A 21,362-nucleotide genomic window follows, 5' to 3' on the forward strand; every position below is an offset into this window, starting at 1 on the left:
GCCCCCCCCCAACTCCGGCTCACCGCAGAATTGCGGCCCCCGCCCATCGGCTTGACAACAAAGAACCCCCGGGTCTCTGACCTGGGGGTTTCACATGGAGCGGGTGACGAGAATCGAACTCGCGCTCTCAGCTTGGGAAGCGACGGCGCTTGCGGAGGCGAATAGCTTCTGACCTGGGTGTATGTGCTGTGACGTGACGTCCGAGGGCGCAAAATCGCACCGCTGTTGACCGTGGTTTACCGGTCTTATGGGCACGCTATGGGCACGCGGTCGGCTCGGAGGCGCGGGGAGCGCTTCTCACGGGCTGACGGAAAGCCGGCTTCCGGAGACGAGCCTCGGTCGGCAAGGTGCCGTTGCAGGAGCACATGGAATCACCGATGTCCCGGTCGTGCGTGGCGGGTCAAGAGTGGTCGAGAGGTCCGCTACTCCGGCACAGCGACTCCGTTGACCGTCTGCCCGGGCGCAGGCGCCGGGATCTTCTGCATGCCTGGCATCTGGGCGGCATGCGCGTTCCAGCCCGCTCGGAACATGTCGCTCTGCAACAGCGTCACCTCATCGGCCAGCGTCTCCATCTCCTCGACGGAGACGGCAGAGGCGCGATAGCCCAGGCTCTTCTTCAGAGGGTTCATCGCCTCGACGCCGCTGCCGGATTCGGCCGGTGTGTAGAGCGCGTGCACGATGGTGTTGCGCCGGTTGCGGAAGTTCTCTGCGCGGCTGAGCCAAGCCTCGATCGCCGTCACGTCCTCCGCGGGGAGGTGCCCGACCTTGAGAGCCGGCTTGCAGAACTCAATCAGCTGACTGGTGTTGGCCGCGTTCGCGTACATGATCAGCGTGGGTTCGATCGTGATCGCGCCGAGCAGGTGGCGCAGGCTGAAGTCGAGTTCCCCGCCGGCAAGCGTTACGCGGCCGACCGCTTCTGGACACGTTGGGCGGGCAGGGACCACGGTCCCTGCCCGCCCGACGTCAACGCGTGGCTCGATGGAACGCCTACGCATGAGCGGATGGTGCCCCAGTGTTCATGGCTTCCGGATCAGAGGTGCTTCGGTGCGGGCGGCGATGTCCTCGGCGGTGACCCCGGGTGCGGTCTCGACGAGCGCGAGGCCGGCCGGTGTGACGTCCAGTACGCCGAGGTCGGTGATGACCCGGTGGACGCACCGCTCGCCGGTCAGCGGCAGGGTGCACTCCTCGACGATCTTGGGGGTTCCGTCCTTGGCGGTGTGCTCCATCAGGACGATGACGCGCCGGGCGCCGTGGACGAGGTCCATCGCGCCGCCCATGCCCTTGACCATCTTGCCGGGGATCATCCAGTTGGCCAGGTCACCGGCGGCCGACACCTGCATGGCGCCGAGCACGGCGGTGTCGATGTGGCCGCCGCGGATCATCCCGAAGGACAGGGCCGAGTCGAAGAAGGAGGCCCCGGGCAGGACGGTGACGGTCTCCTTGCCGGCGTTGATCAGGTCCGGGTCGACCTCGTCCTCGGTCGGGTAGGGCCCGGTGCCCAGGATGCCGTTCTCGGAGTGCAGCACGACCTCCACGCCGACCGGCAGATGGCCGGGAATCAACGTGGGCAGGCCGATGCCGAGGTTGACGTACGAGCCGTCGGTGAGTTCGGCGGCGGCGCGGGCGGCCATCTGGTCGCGGGTCCAGGCCATCAGGGTCGTACCGTCCTCTTCTCGATCTGCTTGTCGGCCGCCTGTTCAGGAGTGAGGGCCACGATCCGCTGGACGAAGACGCCCGGCAGGTGGACCTCGTCGGGGCTCAACTCACCGGGCTCGACCAGCTCTTCGACCTCGGCGACGGTGGTCCGCCCGGCCATCGCGGCGAGGGGGTTGAAGTTGGCGGCGGCGCGGCGGAAGACCAGGTTGCCGTGGCGGTCGCCGCGCCAGGCCCGTACGAGGGCGAAGTCGGTGGTGATGCCGCGCTCCAGGACGTGCGGGCGGCCGTGGAAGTCGCGGGTCTCCTTGGGAGGGGAGGCGACGGCGACCGAGCCGTCGGGGGCGTACCGCCAGGGCAGACCGCCCCGCGCCACCTGCGTTCCCACTCCCGCCGGGGTGTAGAAGGCGGGGATGCCCGCGCCGCCCGCGCGCAGCCGTTCGGCGAGGGTGCCCTGCGGCACCAACTCCACCTCCAGCTCACCGGACAGGTACTGGCGGGCGAACTCCTTGTTCTCACCGACGTAGGACCCGGTCACCCGGGCGATACGTCCGGCGGCCAGCAGCACGCCCAGCCCGCGCCCGTCGACGCCGCAGTTGTTCGACACGACTTCGAGGCCGGTCGCGCCCTGCTCGTGCAGGGCCCGGATCGCGGCCTCGGGTACACCGCTGAGTCCGAAGCCGCCAACGGCCAGTGACGCACCGTCGGGAATGTCGGCGACCGCCTCGGCCGCGCTCACGCGGACCTTGTCCATGGGTGGGAGGGCCTTTCTGCTGCTACCGGTGAAGGGCGTCGGAGATCGACTTGACGCCGCCGTGCGCCGTGAGGCCGCCGTCGACCGGGATCTCGGCGCCGGTGATGAAGGACGACTCGTCGGATAGAAGGAAGACCACGAGCGGGGCGACCTCCTCGACCGTGCCGGTGCGGCCGAGTGGTGTCTCCCGGATGTTTGCCTCGCGAAAGGCGGGCGCCGCGGAGGCGGTCATGTCCGTCTCGATGAAGCCGGGGTGGATCGTGTTCACGCGGATGCCGCGGGGCCCCAGTTCCATGGCAGCGGTCCGCGACAGGCCGCGCAGCGCCCACTTGCTGGCCGTGTAGGCGACCGGGTAGTGGCCGGTGAGCGCCGCGGACGAGCCGACGTTCACGATCGAGGAGCCGGGCGGCATCAGCGGCGCCAGGTGCTGGATGCCCAGCAGCGGGCCGGTGACATTGACCGCGTGGACCCGGGCCATGTCCTCGGGGCGTACGTCGTCGATCCGGGCCCGCCAGGTGACGCCCGCGTTGTTTACCAGGCCGTGCACCTGCCCATACGCCTCACGCAGGTCGGCGGCGAGTTCCGCCCAGTCCTTCTCGCTCGTGACGTCGATACGGCGGCAGCCGGGTGACTCCGAGACGTCGGTGGCGATCACCCGGGCGCCCTCGCGGGTCAGCGCCTCGGCCTCCGCGGCGCCCTGGCCACCGGCCGCGCCCGTGACCACGACGACCCTGCCGAGGAGCCTTTTGGGATGGAGATCGGTCACGGCCGTTGCCTCGTGCGGCGTCGGGCGACGGGAACGGTCATGGGGTCCGGGCCGGCCACCACGGTGTTGGAGACGGAGCCGATGCCCTCGACGGTGAGGGTGACCGTGTCGCCGGGCTTCAGGGGAGGCGGGGACTGCTCACCCCGTACACCCCACAGCTCGGCGAGGCAGCCGCCGTTTCCGCAGGTCCCGGAACCGAGGATGTCGCCGGGGCGGACGACGGTGCCGCGGGAGGCGTAGGCGGTCATCTCCTCGAAGGTCCAGCTCATGTTGGACAGCAGGTCCTTGCCGACGATCTCGCCGTTCACCGAGGCGGTGAGCGCGAGCCTCAGGAAGCCGTCCGGGTCGCGGTACCTCTCCAGCTCGTCGGCGGTGACCAGGTAGGGACCCAGCGTCGTGGCGGTGTCCTTGCCCTTGCAGGGGCCGAGGCCGACCTTCATCTCGGCGGACTGCAGGTCGCGGGCCGACCAGTCGTTGAAGACGGTGTAGCCGACGATGTGGTCGCGGGCCTGCTCGGGGGTGAGGTCGCGGCCCTCCTTTCCGATCACGGCGGCGACCTCCAGCTCGAAGTCGAGCACGCTCGACCCCGGCGGCATGGGGATGTCGTCGTGCGGCCCGTACATCGCGTAGGGGTTGCCGAAGTAGAACGTCGGGGCCGCGTACCACCGCTCCGGTACCCCGGCAGCCCCGTCCACGGACCGTCGTACGCCCTCGACGTGTTCCTCGAAGGTGACGAAGTCCCGCACGGTGGGCGGCTGGAGCGGCGCCAGCAGGCGTACGTCGGAGACGTGGGGGCCGGCCGGGACGTCGAGGGTCGCGGAGCCCGCGTCGAGCAGTTCGGGCAGGCCGCCACCCTCGGCGAGCAGGCCGGTCAGTGAGCTGACGCCGGGCAGGGGGTGGAGAGTGCCGTCCTCTGAGACGACGGCCACCTGGCATCGGTCGCGGTACTCGTACGTGGCGAAACGCATGGCAGTTTCCTGTCGGCTGTCGGCGTGAGGGGTGGCACGAAGGCCGGGGGCGCGGCAGGGGAGTCAGGGCAGTGACAGGGTCACCGCGCCCCCGGGGACTCAGGGCTTCGCCGATCAGACCGGCGGGGCGACGAAGACGCCGCGGTCGACGTCGTTGAAGGACTCCTTGGTGACCAGTTCGTTCATGGGGTTGGCGGTGCCCCACTGGTCGGTGACCTCGGGCTTCGAGAAGTCGTAGACGTGCGGGTGCCAGGTGTCCTCGTCCAGCAGCTCCAACTCCGTCGTGTACTCGACCGTGTTGCCGTGCGGGTCGAGGAAGTAGGTGAAGGTGTTGTCGCCCGCCATGTGCCGGCCCGGACCCCAGATCTTGCGGGCGCCGGAGCGGATGACACGGCCGGAGCCGCGCATGTACTCGTCGATTCCGCGCATCTCGAAGGAGATGTGGTGCAGCGAGGTGTGCGGGCCCTTGGCGATGGCCATGGAGTGGTGCTGGTTGCTGATCCGCATGAAGTGCATGACGTCGCCGATGTGCGGATGGCCGAGCGTGTCGGACAGCCGGAAGCCGAGGTGCTCCTCGTACCAGGCCTTGGTCTTGTCCAGATCCGGCGAGTTGAGGACGACGTGCGACAGCTTGACCGGGATCGACTCCTTCTCCTCGATCTTGCGGTGCTGCCGCACCTCGACGTCGGCGGAGACCTCGATGGTGCGCCCGTCCACGTCGAAGAACCGGAAGCCGTACCCGCCCCCGGGGGTGTCCACCGTGCCCGGCTGGGAGATCAACTGCACGCCGGCCGCGAGGAGTTGTTCGGCGAGGGTGTCCACGTCGGTCGTGTTCGCGGCGCCGTAGGAGACGAGGTCCAGACGCTTCTCGTCGGCCTTGCGCAGCCGGACGACGTACTGCTCGGGGGAGCCCTCGGCGGCCAGGAAGGAGATGCCGGAGTCCTCGGCGACCTTGGTCAGGCCCCAGACGCCGGCGTAGAAGTCGAGTTGCTTGTCGTAGTCCGGTACGGCGAGATCGACGTGGCGGAGGTGGGTGAGCAGGCGGTTACTCATGGGGGCTCCTCAGTCGAGGTTGAGCAGGGCGGCGGCGTTGCCGCCCCGCACCGCGTGGAAGTCGTGGTCGGGCAGGTCCGCGGCGCGCAGCGCGCCGAGCGGGTCGTCGCTGCCCATGTCGAAGGGGAAGTCGGAGCCGAGCAGGACCCGTTCCGGGCCGACCGCTCGCAGCAGCTCCCGCAGCACCTGAGGGTCGTGGACGAGGGAGTCGAAGTACAGCTGCTTCAGATAGCTGCTCGGTTCCCGCTCACAGCCCTGGGCGTCGGGGCGGGCCCGCCAGGCGTGGTCGGAGCGGCCGATGTGGGTGGGCAGGTAGCCGCCGCCGTGCGCCGCGATCAGCCTCAGACCCGGATGACGGTCCAGAACGCCGGAGAAGATCAGGTGGGAGAGGGCGACCGCGTTCTCGGTGGGCTGGCCGACGGTGTTGGACAGGTACCACCGGTCCAGGCGCTCGTCGAGGGTGCAGCCGAACGGGTGGAGGAAGAGGAAGGCGCCCGTCTCCTCCGCATGGGACCAGAGGGGTTCGTACGCCGGGTCCGACAGTTCGTGGCCGGGCGCGTGCGAGGAGATCTCCACGCCCCTCAGCCCCTGGTCCAGGGCGTGGTCGAGCAAGCCGACCGCGAGGTCGGGATGCTGGAGCGGGACCAGGCCCAGGCCGTGAAGACGGTCGGGAGCCTTCGCACAGTGTGCGGCGGTGCCCTCGTTGGCCAGTCGGCAGACCGTCTCGGCCAGTTGGGGCTCGGCCCAGTAGTGGTAGTGGGACGGCGAGGGGCTGACCAGCTGGATGTCCACGCCCTGCGCGTCCATGGCCGTCAGGCGCACCGCGGCGTCCGTCAGCTTCGGCACGCGCGCGCCGACCATCGGACCGTTCACTGCCAGGGCCGCCGGGCCGTTGCGGCGCGCGTCGAGGGCGCGGGCCGCGGCGAGACCGGGATGACCGGCGACGGCCTCCTCGACCTCCGGGAGCAGGAGGTGGGCGTGGACGTCGATGGTCGGCGCGGAGGATGCGGTGGTGGTCACGGGCGCTCCTTGAGGAGGTTCATGGTGCGGCCGACCAGCCCGGCCATGTCGGCGTCGCGTACGCCGTCCAGCTGCCACTGGCCGATCTGCATGGACGCCTCGACGACGGTGCGCACCCGGGGGATACGGCGGTCGTGGTAGGCCTGGAACAGTTCGTCGTCCCAGTCCCGTCCGCTGGTGAGCAGCTCGGCGAGGACGAGGGCGTCCTCCAGGGACATCGCCGCGCCCTGGGCCAGGGTGGGCGGGCAGCAGTGGGCGGCGTCGCCGATCAGCACGACGCGGCCCCGGTGCCAGGAGTCCTCGACCAGCAGGTGGTCGAACCAGGTGTAGTTGACCTTCTTCGGGTCGGTGATGTGCTCGGTGATCTCCGGCCAGACCCCGCCGTAGCTCTGCGCCAGGCGGCGCATCTCGTCGGCGTAGGTGGCCGGGTCGATCGAGGTGCGGTCGCGGCAGGCTTCGACGACGTACGCGTAGAGGGTGTTCTCGCTGGTGGGGCAGTAGCCGGCGATGTAGGCGGGGCCGCCGTAGGCGAGGTCGGTGCGCGTCACGCTCTCGGGCCGCGGGGCGGCGATGCGCCAGATGGCCATGCCGGTCGGCTCGGGTTTGTCGGTGATGCCGATCGCGGCGCGGGTGGCTGAGTTGAGACCGTCGGCGGCGATCACCAGGTCGTATCTGCCCTCGCTGCCGTCGCTGAAGCGCACCGAGACGCCGTCGGCGTCCTGCTCCAGCGCTTCGGCGGTGGTGCCGAGACGAACGTCGGCGCCGGAGGCGCGGACCGTGTCGATGAGGATCTGCTGCAGCTGGGGGCGCTGCATGCCGAGGGTGGCGGGCAGGTCCTCCCCGCCGGTCTGGATGTCCTCGGCGACGAACAGGACGGTACCGTCGGGAGCGGTCACGCCCAGCGAGCCGAAGGCGTATCCGGAGGCTTTCACCTGTTCCCACACGCCCAGTTCGCGCAGGACCCGCAGGGCGTTGCCCTGGAGGGTGATGCCGGAGCCGGTGGTGGCGTTCCAGTCCGGCTTGGCCTCGATCAGGTCGACGGCGATGCCGGCGCGCCGCAGCAGGATGGTGACGGCGTTGCCTGAGGCGCCCCCGCCGATGACCAGGACGGTGGGTGTGCCCCCGGCCGGAGGCTGGGGGAGAGTGCGGCTGTCAGCCATGTCGGGGATTCCTCCCGGGGTTGGGCCGCGCGACTTCGGGCGGCGGGGGCTGCGGCTCGCCCGCTGCGAGTGCGGGCCAGAGGTGGGGACGGGGGTGCGGGGCCGGATGTGCCGCTGCTGTCCGGGGAACGGCGCATCCGGCAGTGGTGCGGGTTACTTGACGGCGATCGGGCTGACCGGGGAGCCCACGGCGCCGGTGATGGGGAGGGGAGCGGCGGTGAGCCAGAACTCGTACACGCCGTCGTCGGCGCAGTCGGCGGCGAGTGCGTCGAGGTCCCACATCTCGCCGATCAGCAGGCCCATGTTGGGGATGACGACCTGGTGCAGCGGCTGGAAGGCGTCGTCGAACTCGTTCGGCCGAACCTCGAAGCCCCAGGTGTCGGTGGCGATGGCGGCGATCTCGGTGCGGTGCAGCCAGCCGGCGGTGGTGAACGACAGGCCGGGCGCGGGGCCGCCCGCGTAGTCGCCCCAGCCGTCGCGCCTTGCGCGGGCGAGGTGTCCGGTGCGGACGAGCACGATGTCGCCGCGGCCGGCGGTCACCCCGTGGGCCTCGGCGGCCCGGGTGAGGTGCTCCTCGGTGATGGCGAACCCGTCGGGCAGCTCGCCGTCCGTGCCGACGACCTGGCCGACGTCGAGGAGCACGCCGCGTCCGGCGACGTGCGGCGCCATGTGCTCGATGCCGGTGACGAGGTCGCCATCTGAGGTGACCACCTTGTCGGCGCGCCGCCCGTTCCAGGCGAATCCGTGGTCGAAGATGTGGCCGAGTCCGTCCCACTGGGTCGAGCACTGCAGCGGCATTGCGATCACGTCGTCGGCGCCGCCGATGCCGTGCGGGAAACCCTGGTTGCCCAGCGCCGCGTCGGTGCCCGTGTCGAGCATGGTGTGCACCGGGTTGGTCCGCCGGCGCCAGCCCTTCTGCGGGCCGTTCATGTCGAACCGCTGCGACAGCGAGAAGCTGACGCCGCGGCGCACGAGCGCCGCGCCCTCGCGCCGCTTGGCCTCGTCGAGGAAGTTCAGTGTGCCGAGCACGTCGTCCGCACCCCAACGCCCCCAGTTGGAGTACGCCTTGGCTGCCTCGGCTATCGCGTCCTCCGGGTCGCGGCGGTCCAGGCTCATGCCGTTCCCTCCGCGACACAGCGGGTGCGCTGCACGCCCAGACCGGTGATGGAACCCTCCATGACGTCGCCGTCGCGCAGCAGGCGTCCCCAGTGGATGCCGTTGCCGGCCGGGCTGCCGGTCAACACCAGGTCACCGGGTAGGAGTTGAGCCGTCCGCGAGGCGTACGACACCAACCGGGCGACTCCGAAGAGCATGTCCTTGGTGGACTCGTCCTGCATGGTGTCGCCGTTGAGCTTGAGCGTGACCCGCAGGTCACCGGTGTCCGCGATCGACTCGGCCGGTACGAGCCACGGGCCGAGCGGCGTGAAGCCGGGGGCGTTCTTGCTGCGCAGCCAGTCGGTGCCGATGGCCTTCATGTCCCGGCGGAACACGGTGGCGCGGTCGGTGAGGTCGTTGGCGATGGTGTAGCCGGCGACGTACTCCAGGGCCTCCTCGACCGTCACCTGGTAGGCGGGCTTGGCGATGACGGCCGCCAACTCCAGCTCCCAGTCCGGCTTTTCGGCCCAGGCGGGCAGGACCACGTCGTCGTACGGGCCGGTGATCGCGCTCGGCAGACCGATGAAGACGTACGGCAGGTCCTCGGCGGCCCGGCGGTCCATGACCGCGGCGATCTCCTCGCGGGCCTCCTCGACCGTGCGCGGGTCGTCCGGGGAGCGGTGGGCGACCTCCAGGTCGATCACGTGTTGCCGGTAGTTGGCGCCGGACTGGAAGATCTGCCGCGGCTCGATGGGGGCGTGCACCCGCAGGCTCTCCAGTGGCCGCCAGCCGTGCGCGTCCTCGTCCGCCAGGACGCGCAGTACGGGCAGGGCCTCCTTCCACCGCTCCACCACGGCGCGCACGCTGGACGGTGCCCAGGCCAGGACACTGCTCAAGTCGAGTACCCGGCCCTTGGCCAGGAGGCCGGGAAACGACTCCCCGTCCTGAGCGGAGAACGTGCCGAGCGCGAACGGGCCGGCAGGTTGCGCGAGCGTTGCCATCTGATTTCCTCCTGCTGGGTTGCGGTCTACTCTGGCCCCGATCGGTTAATCACGGAAATCAATCCTGTGGATGCGCCGAATCCATGACATGGATGACTCTCGCTGCTAGGTGGTTGCCCGGTGAACCTGTCCCGACTCGACCTCAATCTGGTCCTCGCCCTTCGCGCGCTGCTGGAGGAGCGCAATGTCACCCGGGCCGGCGAGCGCATCGGCCTCAGCCAGCCGGCCATGAGCGCCGCGCTGTCCCGGCTGCGCCGTCATTTCGACGACGAATTGCTCGCCCGCACCGGCAACGCCTACGAGCTGACCCCGCTCGGCGCCGCCCTGCGCGACCGCAGCGCCACCGCGTGCGACCTGCTGGAACGGGTCTTCGCCAGCCAGGCCGACTTCGACCCGGCGGCGGAGTCACGTGAGTTCACCCTGCTCGCCTCCGACTACGGGGCGGCCGTGTTCGGTGCCGCACTCGCCCGCGCCCTGCACGAGGAAGCGCCCGGCATCCGGCTCACCTTCCAGCACCCGGCACCGTCCGTCGTGGAGAACACCGCCGCGGTGCTGAGCACCGTCGACGGACTGCTGATGCCGCACGGCGTCATCGACGGCTTGCCCGCCGTCGACCTCCACCAGGACCGCTGGCTGTTCCTGGTCGCCGACGATCACCCCGAGATCGGTGACGAACTCACCCTGGACCAGCTGGGGCGTCTGCCCTGGGCCGTCTACCAGCGTCCCTACGACGCCCCGGCCGCCCGCCAGCTCAGCATGATAGGGATCAGTCCCCAGGTGGAGGTGTCCGTGCAGACCTTCCAGCTGCTGCCCCACATGGTCGAGGGCACCCGCCGGATCGCGATGATCCAGGAGCGCCTGGCGCGCAAGGCGGTCCGCTCCGCCGCGGTGCGCGTCCTGCCCTGCCCGTTCGAGGCGGTACCGGTGCGGGAGGCGATGTGGTGGCACCCGGTGCACGCGCAGGACGCGGGCCACATCTGGCTGCGGCAGAAGGCCGCGGAGGTGGGCATGACGCTGGCGGGCAACGGCTACAGCAACGGCAAGGGCCCAGGGAAGGCCGTGACCGTCGACCAGAGCGCGGGGCTGCCGCCGGGCCGGCTCTGACCGGGCCCAGCGGCAGCCCGTGAGCGACGCGCTGTCGGCGGGCGGACTGGCCGCCCTCAGAACCACCGCTCCTGGCAACCGCTGGGGACGACACCCGTACAGCGGGCGGACCTTGCTGCCCTCAGGCCAACGCTCCGGCAACAGCCGGGAACGGACGACATCCGTACAACGGCCGGCCCGCGCGCCCTCAGGCCAACCGCTCCAGCAACGGCCAAGGACCGACAGCGCCCGTACACCGGCCTGCCCCCCTCAGGCCAACTGCTCCGGCAACGACCGGGGATCGACGGCACCCGTACGACGGCGGGCCGCCCACAGCCCCGCCGCGACGAGGGCGGCGGCCAGCCCCAGCACGCCCACCGCACCGGGGAGACTGCCGATGGCAGCCTCCCCGGCGAGCAGCACCAGCGGGCAGACGAACTCACCGCCGAAGAAGGCCGCCGTCCACAGCCCCGTGCCACGGCCGCGGTCCTCGAACGACAGACGGGACATGGCACTGGTGAGAAGGGCGGGAAGCAGCATGCCGGTGCCCACACAGTTGACGACCGCCCCGATGACCAGCAGCGGGGCGTTGCCCGCGAGGAACATCACCCCGAAGCCGACCGCGCAGACCGCGAGAACGACGGGAAGCATCGGGTCGGGAGAACGCTTGAGCCGGGCGAAGGTGACCGCTCCCCCCACGGTGGCGGCACTGGCGATCGCGGTGGCCAGTCCGATCACGCCGGTGTTCTCCACCCCGAGGTCGTCGAGCAGGTACGACATCTCCACCGGGACGGTGTAGAAGACGATCGCCCCGAAGAAGGTGAGGGCACAGATGCCCGCCAGCTGCCGCCAGGGGAACGGGCGGCGGGCCTCCGCCTCGGCCGGAGCCGCGGCCGGGACCTCGTCGCCGTCCGCACGGGCCGCCGGGTTGGGCAGGGCGGTTGCCATCAGCGGGGCCAGCAGCAGGCTCACGGCGTACACCCAGAAGGGCATGCGCCAGCCCGCCGATCCGGCGGCGCCGCCGAGCACGAAGAAGACGGTGGCCGATGCCGAGGCGCACATGGTCTGCAGGGCGAGGTACTTCACCCGCTGCCGACCACTGTAGTAGTCGCCGATCAGGGTCGTGCAGGCTGTCATGATCGCGGCCTCGGCGACTCCGACCAGGGCGCGGCTGGCGATGATGCCGCCCAGCGAGTCCAGCCAGAGCGGGGCGGTGCCGAACGCGGCGTACAGCAGGGCCGCCACGACCAGCAGGCGCTTGCGGCCTACCCGGTCCACGATCACACCGGCGAACGGGGCCAGCAGCGCCAGCGCGAGCGCCGGGACCGTCAGCGCGAGGGGCACCAGCGCCTCGGCCCCCGGGACCGACGCGAAGTGGTCCTGCATCTTCGGCAGCACTGGGGCGATCAGCACCGCCCCCAGGATCGGCAGACAGCTGCCCGCCATCAGAAGGGTCACCCGCAGCAGATGGGCCGGGCCCGACACGGCGACGGCTGACGGAGCGGTGGCATCGACCGCGGCGGGAGGCGGCGGGGGCACGGAACCGGGCATGGCGACTCCAGGGAACGGCGTAAGGGAGCGGGCATGCCTCACGGGCGCCGACGACGCACGGCATGCTGGGGACTCGCACGTCGGCGGCATCCGGACAGCGGCGTGCGGTAGCGACGACTATGGGGGCGCCAAGGCGCCGGTGCCATCCCCAGCGCAATCCGAATCCCGTATCCGGGTTATCCACGCGGTGGATGGGATGGGTAACCGTCACGCGGACGAAAGACGTGCACGGCCGTTCCTGCGCGCGAACAGTGGTGTCCCGGAGCTCGGTCGTCCCGGCTCCCGGGACACCGCCCGCAGTCGGCAGTCGGCAGTCGGCAGTCGGCACGGTCGCGCACGCCAGGCAGCGTCAGCGGACAGGCAGCGGCAGGACGCGCCGATAGGCGGCGACGGCGACGACCGCGACCACCACATGCATCACCATGAGCGCAGCGACGGCCAACGGCCCACTGCCGGGCGTGCCGCCACCGAGCAGGGACAGGTCGGGCGCGAACGACACGACCACGAGCACGGGCACCAGCCACCGCAGCAGCCCCGCCGGGTGCTTGGCGAGACGACGGACGACCGCCCAGCCGATGGCGCCGAGGACGACGCCGAACACCGTCAGCGGCGCGTACGCGGAGAGGTGCAGCGCAGCGAAGTCGTCCGACGCCCCCGCCGCGTGGGCGAGCACCGCGACCACCACGTTTCCGAGGACGGCCACGACAGCCGCCGCGAGAAGCCCCGCGACCACGGTCAGGCCGCGGGAGCGCGGCGCGGGCGGGGCGGACGATACGCCTTCGGGGACGGAACCGGACATGGGGACCTCCTGTGGAGAGCTCAAGAACGACAGGTGCAGCGCCAGAAAGACAGGCGTTTGATTCCTCAAACACCGGGGACGCTACTCCAAAGTGTTTGAGCAGACAAACATCTCGGTTAGAGTGGTCGGCATGACATCCCCCCGTTGGCTCACTCCCGAGGAGCTGCGCGCCTGGATCAACCTCCTCGACTGCTCGACGTTGCTGAGCGACTACCTCGATCAGCAGTTGCGGCGCGACGCGGCCATGACACACGCGGACTACAGCCTCCTGGCCCGCCTGTCCGTGGCACCCGACCGCGCCCTGGGGATGTCCTTGCTCGCCGAGCAGTTGAAGTTCACCCGCAGCCGCCTCACGCGCGCGGTGATCCGCCTGGAGGAGTCGGGCTATGTGCGGCGCCGGGAGGATCCGGCTGACGGACGGGGACAGCTGGCCGAACTCACCGAGGCCGGCAGGGAGTTGATGACCAAGGCCGCCCCCGGCCATGTGACTGCCGTCCGCCGCGTGGTGTTCGACGCCCTCAGCCCTGAACAGGTGGAGCAGCTCGCCACCATCACCGCCAGTGTGGTCGCCTCCCTCAAGCAGGCCGGTGAGGAGGACGCCTACCCGTCGGCCCTGCCGTGGCATCGCCGCTGACTCCGAGAACCTCGAAGTCCGACAACCGTCCCAGGTGGCCACAAGGCCACCTGCCCAAGCCCGTTCGGGAGGACGCCATGCGCGTCGCGATCACCGGGTCCACCGGACTCATCGGATCCGCCCTCACCCACTCGCTCCTCACCGACGGCCACCAGGTCGTTCGCCTCGTCCGCGACCGGTCGGCACGCCCCGCGGGGGACGGCAGCGAGGCGGCGCACTGGGATCCGATCGGAGGCCGCGTCCAGCCCGGTGCGCTGGACACTGTGGACGCCGTCGTGCACCTGGCCGGCGCCGGGGTCGGAGACAAGCGCTGGAGCGCCGCGTACAAAGAGGAGATCCGCCGCAGCCGCGCACTGGGAACCCGGACCATCGCGCGGGCCTGCGCCGAATCGTCCACCCCACCCCGCGTCCTTCCTTCCCCTCTCGTCACGTCGTGCACAGTGTGTCGATCTCGGCGCCCAGTTCGACCACGCGGGCGTCGCGGGCGAGGGGGCCGAGGTCGGTTCGTAGCCCCTGGAGTTCACGGGCGACGTATCCGGAGAACGTCGCTCGGGCGAGCTGCAGGGCCTCGCGGCCGTAGGTGAGGACCTGGTCCGGGTGGTGGCGCTTGGCGCCGATGGAGGCGAGGTCGGTCAGGACGGCGCCGCGGCGCCGGAAGGACTGCCCGGAGGCGAGCACGTCCTGGCTCAAAGCGGTGGTGAGGGCCTTCTCGGCGAGGTCGAGGCGGCCGAGTTGGAGGTAGCGGGCGCCGCGTTCCTCGGCGAGGCGGGAGCCGTCGAAGCGCAGCCAGCCGCCGTTGTGGAACGGGCCGTTGAGATGGCGCTCGTCAAGGAGGCCCTGGCCGCCTTACCTCCTCGAAGGCCAGGAGATCCCTGATGGCAACTTCTGGAGCCGTATTGCCCGTGAGATCACTCTGACCGATCTGCTGCGGCACGGCAGGATCACCGCCACCGACAATCTCCAGCACCTCATGCGCGCCGCGATGAGCACATGGAACGCCCGGGTATGCGGCGTAGCCCCCTCCTCCGTCGCCGCTCGCCGTGGCGCAGCCCCCCTGCACTGGACTACGGGCGAGGGAGTCCTGAGCTTCGACGCGCCCGGCTTCGTTCTCACGCTCGCACAGAAGGTCGACCACCTGACATCGGCGGCGGCACGAGCGGCGTACGAACTGCCGGCCCTCGACGAGGTCGGCAATCGTCTGCCGCTCCTAGGGCTGACCCTCAAGGCCATCACACTGGTCAACGGTGGCGGAAAGGTGGCGTACGAAGGAGAGGTGGGCGCCTTGCATGGGGACCGTCTCCGCCACCTCAGTGAATCTCTCGGACCTGGAACCCTGGTCAGGACACTCGAAGCAGCCCTGCCGCCAAGTGGCGTATCGGTGAGGTACAACTTCTCCACCCGGACCGCCTCGGTAAAACCACCCCGCGGCAGTGTCCCCCTACTGGAGCTCGTGAACACGTCCATTCGACTCTTCACGGACCTTTCCCAAGCGGAGGAGGAACGCCTCGTCGAGGTGATCCCGTCGGGCGGCCGCACCCTGCATGCTGGAATCGATCACGACATGCAGGGGACAGAGCCCCCCCCCGCTGACTGACGCGCGGCGGGTCCACAGTGGGCACACCGACACGACTCCACCGCGTGAGGCTCCGTACCACGGGAGGTACTGCCGTACTGCGGGTAGCCATGCCACGCCAGGTTGTCCGTGCCGAACCGACGTACGGCCGTGACGCTCATTTGACGCTTCGGACGCCCGCTGGCCCTCATTCGGGATCCGAAAGCCTCTCTGACCTGCTGTTTTAACGCTTGCGTTCAGGGCGACATGTTTCCGATGACGCATCATGTGGAGTGCGTTGCCATCCTTGAGCCGGTGGCTAAGGGCTCCTGACCTGCGGGTTCGCCAACTGGGTGGCTCCCGCATCGTGGGGCGCTGCCCTGGCGGACGGGGGGGAGTCCAGCACGGCGGCAGCAAACAGAAGAGGCGCGTGGAACGCGCCTTCCCTCGTGAGGGACCCGTTGAAGCGCGTGCGTTTGAGCGGCTGTTGCGATTGGTTCCTGACCAACACCCGCACCGGGTTTCCCAGTGGTCACTACACGCGCCGTCCGTGCCTCGTGCGCGTCCCCTTTGCGCACTGGTTCACCTGAAGGAGCCGTTCCGTGCGGCGTGACCGCCGATCGCGGCTCCGACCAGCCGCCTCTCGAAGGAGAGGAGTATCTGTTCGAGATCCGTCGCGTCGAACGACGTCGCATCAGTCCCGAGACTAATTCCGGCCGTCTCGGACATACCCCACACAACGAAGCAGAGCTTTCCGGAGTACGGGTCGACAGGTTTGGGGAATCGTCTGTAACGGCTCGATTCCATGGCTCGCTCGATGTCCTGCTGTGCCCTGTCCGCGCGAGCTCGGATCAGCGTGCGGGGCGCTATGGGGCGGATGTTGACCACGTACGGGTTGTGCGCGGAGCGGCCCAGTTCGGCGGAGACCTCGGCCAGGGATCGGGCATAGCGGTCGGGCTCCCGCAGGCTGACGGAGGAGGACCTGACGAGCGTCGCGTCGACGGCCCGGCACAGCGCCGGGAACCGGTCGCTGCCCAGGGACGTGTCGACCGGGACGAGGACCCTGCCGGCGATATGGGCCACCGCCTCGCGGGCGAAGGCGGTCTGCCGATTGGCCATCACGGTGTTGAACACGCAGTTGCCGATGCCGAGGTGCTCGGCGAGCGCGCACGCGTACGCGGCTTGCAGGACGGCGGCCACGGATGTCCGGTACCGCGTCGCCAGACCGGCTGCCGCGAGCGCGACCGCCGCCGAGTCGAGGCATACGAAGTTGTAGACGGCGTCCCCGTCGCTGCTCGCGGGCGCGTGGAGTTCGGGCATGACGGACTGACGGAGCATGGCCCGGTCATGGGTGTCGACACGATGGGCGTGGCGCAGCCCCGAGGGACTGGCTTCGAAGCGCGCGATCTGCCGCGGCTGCCACCCCGAACCGAGGTCGGCGCCCGGATCGGCGGACAGTCGGGCTATGCGTTCGGCCACGATCCGGGCGGCCGTCGTGTCCGCCGAGAAGTGGTGCAATGACAGCGCGATGTGGATGGGCCTGCCGTCCGCGGTGACGACGGCGGCCCGCAACGGCAGGTCGTCCGGGGCGAATCCGGGCTCGGCCAGCCGGAAGGTGAAGGCGCTCAGCTCGTCGTAGGTCGCCGGGGCGTCGGAGGCGTACTCGTCGACCTGGAGCACCCCGGAGGCCACGACGACCGCGCGCGGGTGCCCGTCCGCGTCAGGTGGATACAGCGTGCGCAGCGCCTCGAAGTGGGCCATGACCACGGCGAAGGCATGCAGCACCGCGGCCATGTCGGGCGTGCCGTCGAGTGCCCGCCCCATCCGTACGTTCCTGTTGAGGGGGCCGTGGAGATGGGGGTGGCATCCCTCGCGTGCATGGGCCTTCTGCGACCACGTCAGTTCGTGCTCTCCAGCGGTGCCGGCGACGAAGACGACGTCATGGCGCGCGATCTGTCGCATACCCGCCCCGGCCCTCCTCCGCTACGTCGGCGGCGCGCCGCGTCTCGTAGTGCGTGCCGCAAGTCCGCCGACCGGACGGCGTGGAGGCCCTCGATCCCCCACGCCGTACGGCGGTACGACGACGCGGCCGGAGCGCGGGCGCCCCATCTTCAGGCAGAGGATAGGTTCACGCGGACCGCGTGAGTCAATGCTCGGAAGGCATGGAACGCGGCAGCGGCGGACGGTTTCTGCCGCGTCCGGCCGTCACCGTGTCAGGCCGCAGAGCGAGATGCGGCAGATCGTGCACCCCGGCTACCTCCGCGGGCATCGGCGCGCTGACCGTGCGCCAGTCGTACCGGCCGTCGGTGCCCGCGGGGAGGCGGAGGAGCGTCAGCCGGGAGATCAGGTCGTCGACTCGCTGTGCGAGGGGGAGCAGGCGCAGGGTCGTGGAACGGCAGGTCGTTGGTGGGCGGCTCGGGCGGGGCGGCGTACGGCTTTCCTCGATTGCATGTCATGACGTCGAAGCGCTTCAACGTTTGATCTCGCGCTGAGCCCTGCGTCAATCACGTCTCGTCCAGCCGCCGCAAGCCGTTCTCCGAGCGTTGACGTTCCTCTCTGAGAGTTCGCCCAGAGGACAGTTCACCTGGGTAAAAGCCGCATGGAGGCCGGAGCGGGCAATCACCTTTGGCCGTGCCTGTTACCGAAAAGTGACCTGGACGGCCCGTTGTCGTGCCCGGAAACACGGTCTTAGTCTCACCGAAATATCGAAGCGCATCGACACAGCTTTCCTACCGCCGGTCGGATCTCACGAAAACGAAGGGCGGCAAACGGCATGAGCCTCGAAGACGAACCGCCGGGCTGTCCTGAGCAGCAAGAAGGACCTGACCGCCGCCCTGCCCGCCCACGGCCCCAGCACGGTCGGCAATCCGGACATCGCGTCCGTCAGACTCCCCAACGGAGCGGTCACGGAGCCGGGTTACCTGACTTTTCCCGCACGCCCGAAAGGCAAGGACCCGTCATGCCCCATGCCCCGCACCTCTCCCGCCGAGGACTGCTGGCCGCCGGCGCGGCCGCGGCCGCACTCCCTGTGCTCGCCCCCTCCGCTGCCTCCGCCGCGCCCGCCCCCGCGGCCGGGAAGCCCAGACGCACGCCCTACACCTTCCGCAACGCGGACATAGTCGGCGGCGGCTTCGTCACGGGCATCGTCTTCAACCAGTGCGAACCCGGACTGGTGTACGCCCGAACCGACATCGGCGGCGCCTACCGCCTCGACACGGCGTCCCGGCGGTGGATTCCCCTCACCGACTGGATCGGCTGGGACGAGTACGGACACAGCGGCATCATCAGCATCGCCACCGACGAGGTCGACCCCGACCGCGTCTACCTGGCGGCGGGCACCTACACCATGCCCGAATGGGACCCGAGCATGGCGGCGATCCTGCGCTCGACCGACCGCGGCCGCACCTGGAAGACCACTCCCCTGCCGTTCCGGCTGGGCGGCAACATGCCCGGCCGGGGCATCGGCGAGCGGCTGGTGATCGACCCCCACCGCAACAGGATCCTCTACCTGGGAGTGCGCGGGGGCCACGGGCTGTGGCGCAGCACCGACCACGGCAAGACGTTCGCGAAGGTGACGAGCTTTCCCAACGCGGGCAACTTCGTCATCGACCCCACAGACCCCGACGGCTACAACGGCGACAACCTGGGCGTGCTGCAAGTCGTCTTCGACAAGCGCACCGGCAGAGCGGGCAGGGCCACCCGGACCCTCTACGTCACCGTCGCCGACAAGGACAACATCCTGTACCGGTCCACCGACGCGGGAGCGACCTGGGAACGCGTACCCGGGCAGCCCACCGGCTTCATCCCGCACCACGCGGTCTTCGACCACGTCGGCGGCTACCTGTACCTGGCGACCAGCGACACCGCCGGCCCCTACGACGGGTCCAAGGGCGACGTGTGGAAGCTGGACACCGCCACCGACACTTGGACCCGCATCAGCCCGGTCCCGTCCACCAGCGACGACAACAAGTACGGCTACAGCGGCCTGACCATCGACCGGCAGAACCCGGACACCCTGATGGTGTCCACCCAGGTCAAGTGGTCCCCCGACTGCATCCTCTTCCGCTCCACCGACGGCGGCGCGAACTGGACCCCCGCATGGGAACTGGGCCCGAATTCCGAGCGCACCCTGCGCTACGACATCGACATCTCCGCCGCCCCCTGGCTGACCTGGAACGCCTCGCCGTCGCTGCCCGAGATCGCACCGAAGCTGGGCTGGATGATGGAGTCCGTCCAGATCGACCCCTTCGACTCCGACCACTTCATGTACGGAACCGGCGCGACGATCTACGGCGCCGACAACCTGTCCGACTGGGACAGCGGCGGCACCGTGCACCTGTCCGTACGGGCCCAGGGGCTGGAGGAAACCGCGGTCACCTGTGTGATCAGCCCGCCCGCCGGGGCGGCGCACCTCTTCTCCGGCGTGGGCGATGTCGGCGGCTTCCGGCACATGGACTTCCGCAAGGCGCCGAAGATGTACGACAGCCCGACCTTCGGCGCAACCCCTGCCCTGGACTACGCGGAGCTGGCGCCCCACACCATCGTGCGGGTCGGCAACCCCACCAGCGGCTGGACCCAGCACTTCGCCGTTTCCACCGACAGCGGCGACACCTGGAAGCCGTCGGGCAGTGAGCCCTCCGGCGTCACCGGGGCCGGAGTCGACGACCAGGCCGTCGCCATCAGCGCCGACGGCAGGCGGATCGTCTGGTCACCGGCCGGTGCGCCGGTCAGCTGGTCCGACGACCACGGAGCGACCTGGACGGCGTCGAAGGGGCTGCCGGCCGGGGCCCCCGTGCGCTCCGACCGGGTGAACCCGGCGAAGTTCTACGCCTACGACGCCGGCGTCTTCTACCTCAGCACGGACGGCGGCAAGAGCTTCGAGGCCACGGCGGCGACCGGTCTGCCCACCGCGGGGAATGTCCGCTTCAAGCCAGTACCGGGCCACGAGGGCGACATCTGGCTGGCCGGCGGCACCAACAAGCCCACCACCCCCACACCGTACGGGCTGTGGCGGTCGACCGACTCCGGAACGTCCTTCACCAGGTTCACGGCGGTGGACGAGGGCGACGTCGTCGGATTCGGCAAGGCCGCGCCCGGCGCCGAATACCCCGCCGTGTACACCAGCTCCAAGATCCGCGGCGTGCGCGGCATCTTCCGGTCCGACGACGCGGGCCGGCGCTGGGTCCGCATCAACGACGACCGGCACCAGTACGCCTGGACCGGCAACACCATGACCGGAGACCCCCGGGTCCACGGTCGCGTCTACTTCGGGACCAACGGACGCGGAGTCATCTACGGCGACCCGAAGTGAGGTTCGCCTCCCGGGCGCCCCGCTCCGCACCCGCCGTCCCGAAGGGGAGACCGACGTGGCCCTGCCACCATGGCAGGACGACGGACTTCTCCTCTCCCGTGTGATCCCCCCACTCAGCACACATTCCGGAGGGCTGATGAAATTCCGTAGCGGCTGGGCCGCGCTTCTCGCGGCTCTGGCTCTCGTCTTCACCCTGCCGAACTCGGCAGTGGCAGCGTCACAGACGTACTGGTTCAAGCACTACGCGACCGGCGGCAACGCCTCGACGTGGTACAGCAACGACAACTCCTGGGGTGTGAACTCCTCGACAGGCACCGGCTTCGTCGCCATGGTCAACGGCAAGGACTGGGGCTGGACGTCCCCGGTGACCACACTCCCCAAGAAGATCCGCGACGTCAGCCCCACCAACAACACGTGGTTCAGCCAGTCGGCATACCCGAAGTCCGGCTCGTACTACGACGCCGCGTACGACATCTTCATCGACCCGTACCCCGCGCCGACCGACCGCAACTCCAAGACCGAGCTGATGATCTGGCTCAACTGGTACAACACCAAGCCGCTGGCCGACCACTACGACGCGAACGGCAACGCGATCCCGGCCGCGACCAACGTCAGCCTGGGCGGCCGCACCTGGGACATCTACGAGTACACCTGGAGCAACGGCGGCCATACCCTCAGCTTCCTGGACAGGAGCAAGTCCGGCTGGTGGTCCGGCAGCCTCACCCCGTTCTTCAACTACGGCCTGAACAGGGGTTTCTACACCAACGACCACTACCTCAACAGCGTCATGGCCGGCTGGGAATTCGGGCCGGGCGACTACACGGCTCACTCCTGGGGCGCTGTGGGCTTCTGACGCCGCCACAAGCAGAAGGACGGACCGGTGACCGGCCGCCCTCTGCCGGGAAGTACCGCCCGACTCTCCGTACGGAGAGTCGGGCGGCCCGGGAGCAGCGCCCGCCTCT

At 69.9% G+C, this 21,362-nt stretch carries 19 protein-coding genes and 1 pseudogene; 6 read left to right on the plus strand and 14 right to left on the minus strand.

Annotated features, from left to right (window positions below):
- Positions 1-422: 422 nt before the first annotated feature.
- The 10 genes from POF73_RS16575 to POF73_RS16620 all read right to left on the minus strand — a co-directional run bounded on the left by POF73_RS16575 (position 423) and on the right by POF73_RS16620 (position 9,470).
- Entirely contained in the window at positions 423-995 is a 573-nt protein-coding gene (locus POF73_RS16575; protein WP_272115856.1) for a hypothetical protein, read from the minus strand.
- A gap of 21 nt (positions 996-1,016) precedes the next feature.
- A complete protein-coding gene (locus POF73_RS16580) occupies positions 1,017-1,652 on the minus strand; it encodes a CoA transferase subunit B (RefSeq protein WP_272115858.1) in 636 nt (211 codons plus the stop codon).
- On the minus strand, positions 1,652-2,407 hold the full coding sequence (locus tag POF73_RS16585; protein ID WP_272115859.1) for a CoA transferase subunit A: 756 nt from the start codon (positions 2,405-2,407) through the stop codon (positions 1,652-1,654). The genes POF73_RS16580 and POF73_RS16585 overlap by 1 nt, the downstream gene beginning before the upstream one ends.
- Before the next feature lie 22 nt (positions 2,408-2,429).
- The gene (locus POF73_RS16590) at positions 2,430-3,173 is read right to left on the minus strand and encodes an SDR family NAD(P)-dependent oxidoreductase (protein ID WP_272115860.1); all 744 of its coding nucleotides are present in this window, start codon (positions 3,171-3,173) and stop codon (positions 2,430-2,432) included.
- A complete protein-coding gene (locus POF73_RS16595) occupies positions 3,170-4,141 on the minus strand; it encodes a fumarylacetoacetate hydrolase family protein (RefSeq protein ID WP_272115862.1) in 972 nt (323 codons plus the stop codon). The genes POF73_RS16590 and POF73_RS16595 overlap by 4 nt, the downstream gene beginning before the upstream one ends.
- Positions 4,142-4,255: 114 nt before the next feature.
- A complete protein-coding gene (locus tag POF73_RS16600) occupies positions 4,256-5,194 on the minus strand; it encodes a VOC family protein (protein ID WP_272115864.1) in 939 nt (312 codons plus the stop codon).
- A 9-nt stretch (positions 5,195-5,203) separates the two neighbouring features.
- Entirely contained in the window at positions 5,204-6,214 is a 1,011-nt protein-coding gene (locus POF73_RS16605) for an amidohydrolase family protein (RefSeq protein WP_272115866.1), read from the minus strand.
- Positions 6,211-7,374, minus strand: a complete 1,164-nt coding sequence (locus POF73_RS16610) for an FAD-dependent oxidoreductase (protein ID WP_272115868.1) — start codon at positions 7,372-7,374, stop codon at positions 6,211-6,213. The genes POF73_RS16605 and POF73_RS16610 overlap by 4 nt, the downstream gene beginning before the upstream one ends.
- Positions 7,375-7,527: 153 nt before the next feature.
- Positions 7,528-8,490 carry a cyclase family protein gene (locus POF73_RS16615; protein WP_272115870.1) on the minus strand — a complete coding sequence of 321 codons (963 nt, stop codon included), beginning with the start codon at positions 8,488-8,490 and terminating at the stop codon, positions 7,528-7,530.
- The gene (locus tag POF73_RS16620; RefSeq protein ID WP_272115871.1) at positions 8,487-9,470 is read right to left on the minus strand and encodes a fumarylacetoacetate hydrolase family protein; all 984 of its coding nucleotides are present in this window, start codon (positions 9,468-9,470) and stop codon (positions 8,487-8,489) included. Before POF73_RS16620 ends, POF73_RS16615 begins: the two co-directional genes overlap by 4 nt.
- A gap of 120 nt (positions 9,471-9,590) precedes the next feature.
- On the opposite strand from POF73_RS16620, the gene POF73_RS16625 reads away from it, so the two are divergent.
- A complete protein-coding gene (locus POF73_RS16625) occupies positions 9,591-10,574 on the plus strand; it encodes a LysR family transcriptional regulator (protein ID WP_272115873.1) in 984 nt (327 codons plus the stop codon).
- 249 nt (positions 10,575-10,823) lie between these two features.
- Here POF73_RS16625 and POF73_RS16630 read toward each other — a convergent pair whose 3' ends face one another.
- Both POF73_RS16630 and POF73_RS16635 read right to left on the minus strand, forming a co-directional pair.
- Entirely contained in the window at positions 10,824-12,104 is a 1,281-nt protein-coding gene (locus POF73_RS16630; protein WP_272115876.1) for an MFS transporter, read from the minus strand.
- A 349-nt stretch (positions 12,105-12,453) separates the two neighbouring features.
- Positions 12,454-12,903, minus strand: a complete 450-nt coding sequence (locus POF73_RS16635; RefSeq protein WP_272115878.1) for a DUF6069 family protein — start codon at positions 12,901-12,903, stop codon at positions 12,454-12,456.
- 130 nt (positions 12,904-13,033) lie between these two features.
- Here POF73_RS16635 and POF73_RS16640 point away from each other — a divergent pair, with 130 nt between their 5' ends.
- Positions 13,034-13,537, plus strand: coding sequence for a MarR family winged helix-turn-helix transcriptional regulator (locus POF73_RS16640; RefSeq protein WP_272115880.1), 504 nt, complete (start codon positions 13,034-13,036; stop codon positions 13,535-13,537).
- A 77-nt stretch (positions 13,538-13,614) separates the two neighbouring features.
- Positions 13,615-13,956 (plus strand): annotated as a pseudogene (locus POF73_RS16645) (NAD-dependent epimerase/dehydratase family protein); the annotation flags it as partial.
- A gap of 7 nt (positions 13,957-13,963) precedes the next feature.
- On the opposite strand, the gene POF73_RS16650 reads toward POF73_RS16645, so the two are convergent.
- A complete protein-coding gene (locus tag POF73_RS16650; protein WP_334313607.1) occupies positions 13,964-14,227 on the minus strand; it encodes a tetratricopeptide repeat protein in 264 nt (87 codons plus the stop codon).
- A gap of 121 nt (positions 14,228-14,348) precedes the next feature.
- Between POF73_RS16650 and POF73_RS16655 the strand changes: the two genes are divergently transcribed.
- Entirely contained in the window at positions 14,349-15,131 is a 783-nt protein-coding gene (locus POF73_RS16655) for a hypothetical protein (protein WP_272115882.1), read from the plus strand.
- A gap of 540 nt (positions 15,132-15,671) precedes the next feature.
- Here POF73_RS16655 and POF73_RS16660 read toward each other — a convergent pair.
- Positions 15,672-17,051 carry a condensation domain-containing protein gene (locus POF73_RS16660; protein ID WP_272115884.1) on the minus strand — a complete coding sequence of 460 codons (1,380 nt, stop codon included), beginning with the start codon at positions 17,049-17,051 and terminating at the stop codon, positions 15,672-15,674.
- 997 nt (positions 17,052-18,048) lie between these two features.
- Here POF73_RS16660 and POF73_RS16665 point away from each other — a divergent pair.
- Together POF73_RS16665 and POF73_RS16670 are read left to right on the plus strand one after the other, a co-directional pair.
- Entirely contained in the window at positions 18,049-20,400 is a 2,352-nt protein-coding gene (locus POF73_RS16665) for a sialidase family protein (protein WP_272115886.1), read from the plus strand.
- 136 nt (positions 20,401-20,536) lie between these two features.
- A complete protein-coding gene (locus POF73_RS16670; RefSeq protein ID WP_272115888.1) occupies positions 20,537-21,253 on the plus strand; it encodes a GH12 family glycosyl hydrolase domain-containing protein in 717 nt (238 codons plus the stop codon).
- The last annotated feature ends 109 nt before the right edge of the window (positions 21,254-21,362 follow it).

This window comes from Streptomyces sp. HD, assembly GCF_028369295.1.
In the GTDB taxonomy this organism is placed as follows: domain Bacteria; phylum Actinomycetota; class Actinomycetes; order Streptomycetales; family Streptomycetaceae; genus Streptomyces.

Coding starts and splice junctions, on each gene's coding strand:
- POF73_RS16575 (WP_272115856.1), bottom strand. CDS start 995: ATGCGTAGGCGTTCCATCGAGCCACGCGTTGACGTCGGGCGGGCAGGG.
- POF73_RS16580 (WP_272115858.1), bottom strand. CDS start 1,652: ATGGCCTGGACCCGCGACCAGATGGCCGCCCGCGCCGCCGCCGAACTC.
- POF73_RS16585 (WP_272115859.1), bottom strand. CDS start 2,407: ATGGACAAGGTCCGCGTGAGCGCGGCCGAGGCGGTCGCCGACATTCCC.
- POF73_RS16595 (WP_272115862.1), bottom strand. CDS start 4,141: ATGCGTTTCGCCACGTACGAGTACCGCGACCGATGCCAGGTGGCCGTC.
- POF73_RS16600 (WP_272115864.1), bottom strand. CDS start 5,194: ATGAGTAACCGCCTGCTCACCCACCTCCGCCACGTCGATCTCGCCGTA.
- POF73_RS16610 (WP_272115868.1), bottom strand. CDS start 7,374: ATGGCTGACAGCCGCACTCTCCCCCAGCCTCCGGCCGGGGGCACACCC.
- POF73_RS16615 (WP_272115870.1), bottom strand. CDS start 8,490: ATGAGCCTGGACCGCCGCGACCCGGAGGACGCGATAGCCGAGGCAGCC.
- POF73_RS16620 (WP_272115871.1), bottom strand. CDS start 9,470: ATGGCAACGCTCGCGCAACCTGCCGGCCCGTTCGCGCTCGGCACGTTC.
- POF73_RS16630 (WP_272115876.1), bottom strand. CDS start 12,104: ATGCCCGGTTCCGTGCCCCCGCCGCCTCCCGCCGCGGTCGATGCCACC.
- POF73_RS16635 (WP_272115878.1), bottom strand. CDS start 12,903: ATGTCCGGTTCCGTCCCCGAAGGCGTATCGTCCGCCCCGCCCGCGCCG.
- POF73_RS16640 (WP_272115880.1), top strand. CDS start 13,034: ATGACATCCCCCCGTTGGCTCACTCCCGAGGAGCTGCGCGCCTGGATC.
- POF73_RS16660 (WP_272115884.1), bottom strand. CDS start 17,051: ATGCGACAGATCGCGCGCCATGACGTCGTCTTCGTCGCCGGCACCGCT.
- POF73_RS16665 (WP_272115886.1), top strand. CDS start 18,049: ATGCCCCATGCCCCGCACCTCTCCCGCCGAGGACTGCTGGCCGCCGGC.
- POF73_RS16670 (WP_272115888.1), top strand. CDS start 20,537: ATGAAATTCCGTAGCGGCTGGGCCGCGCTTCTCGCGGCTCTGGCTCTC.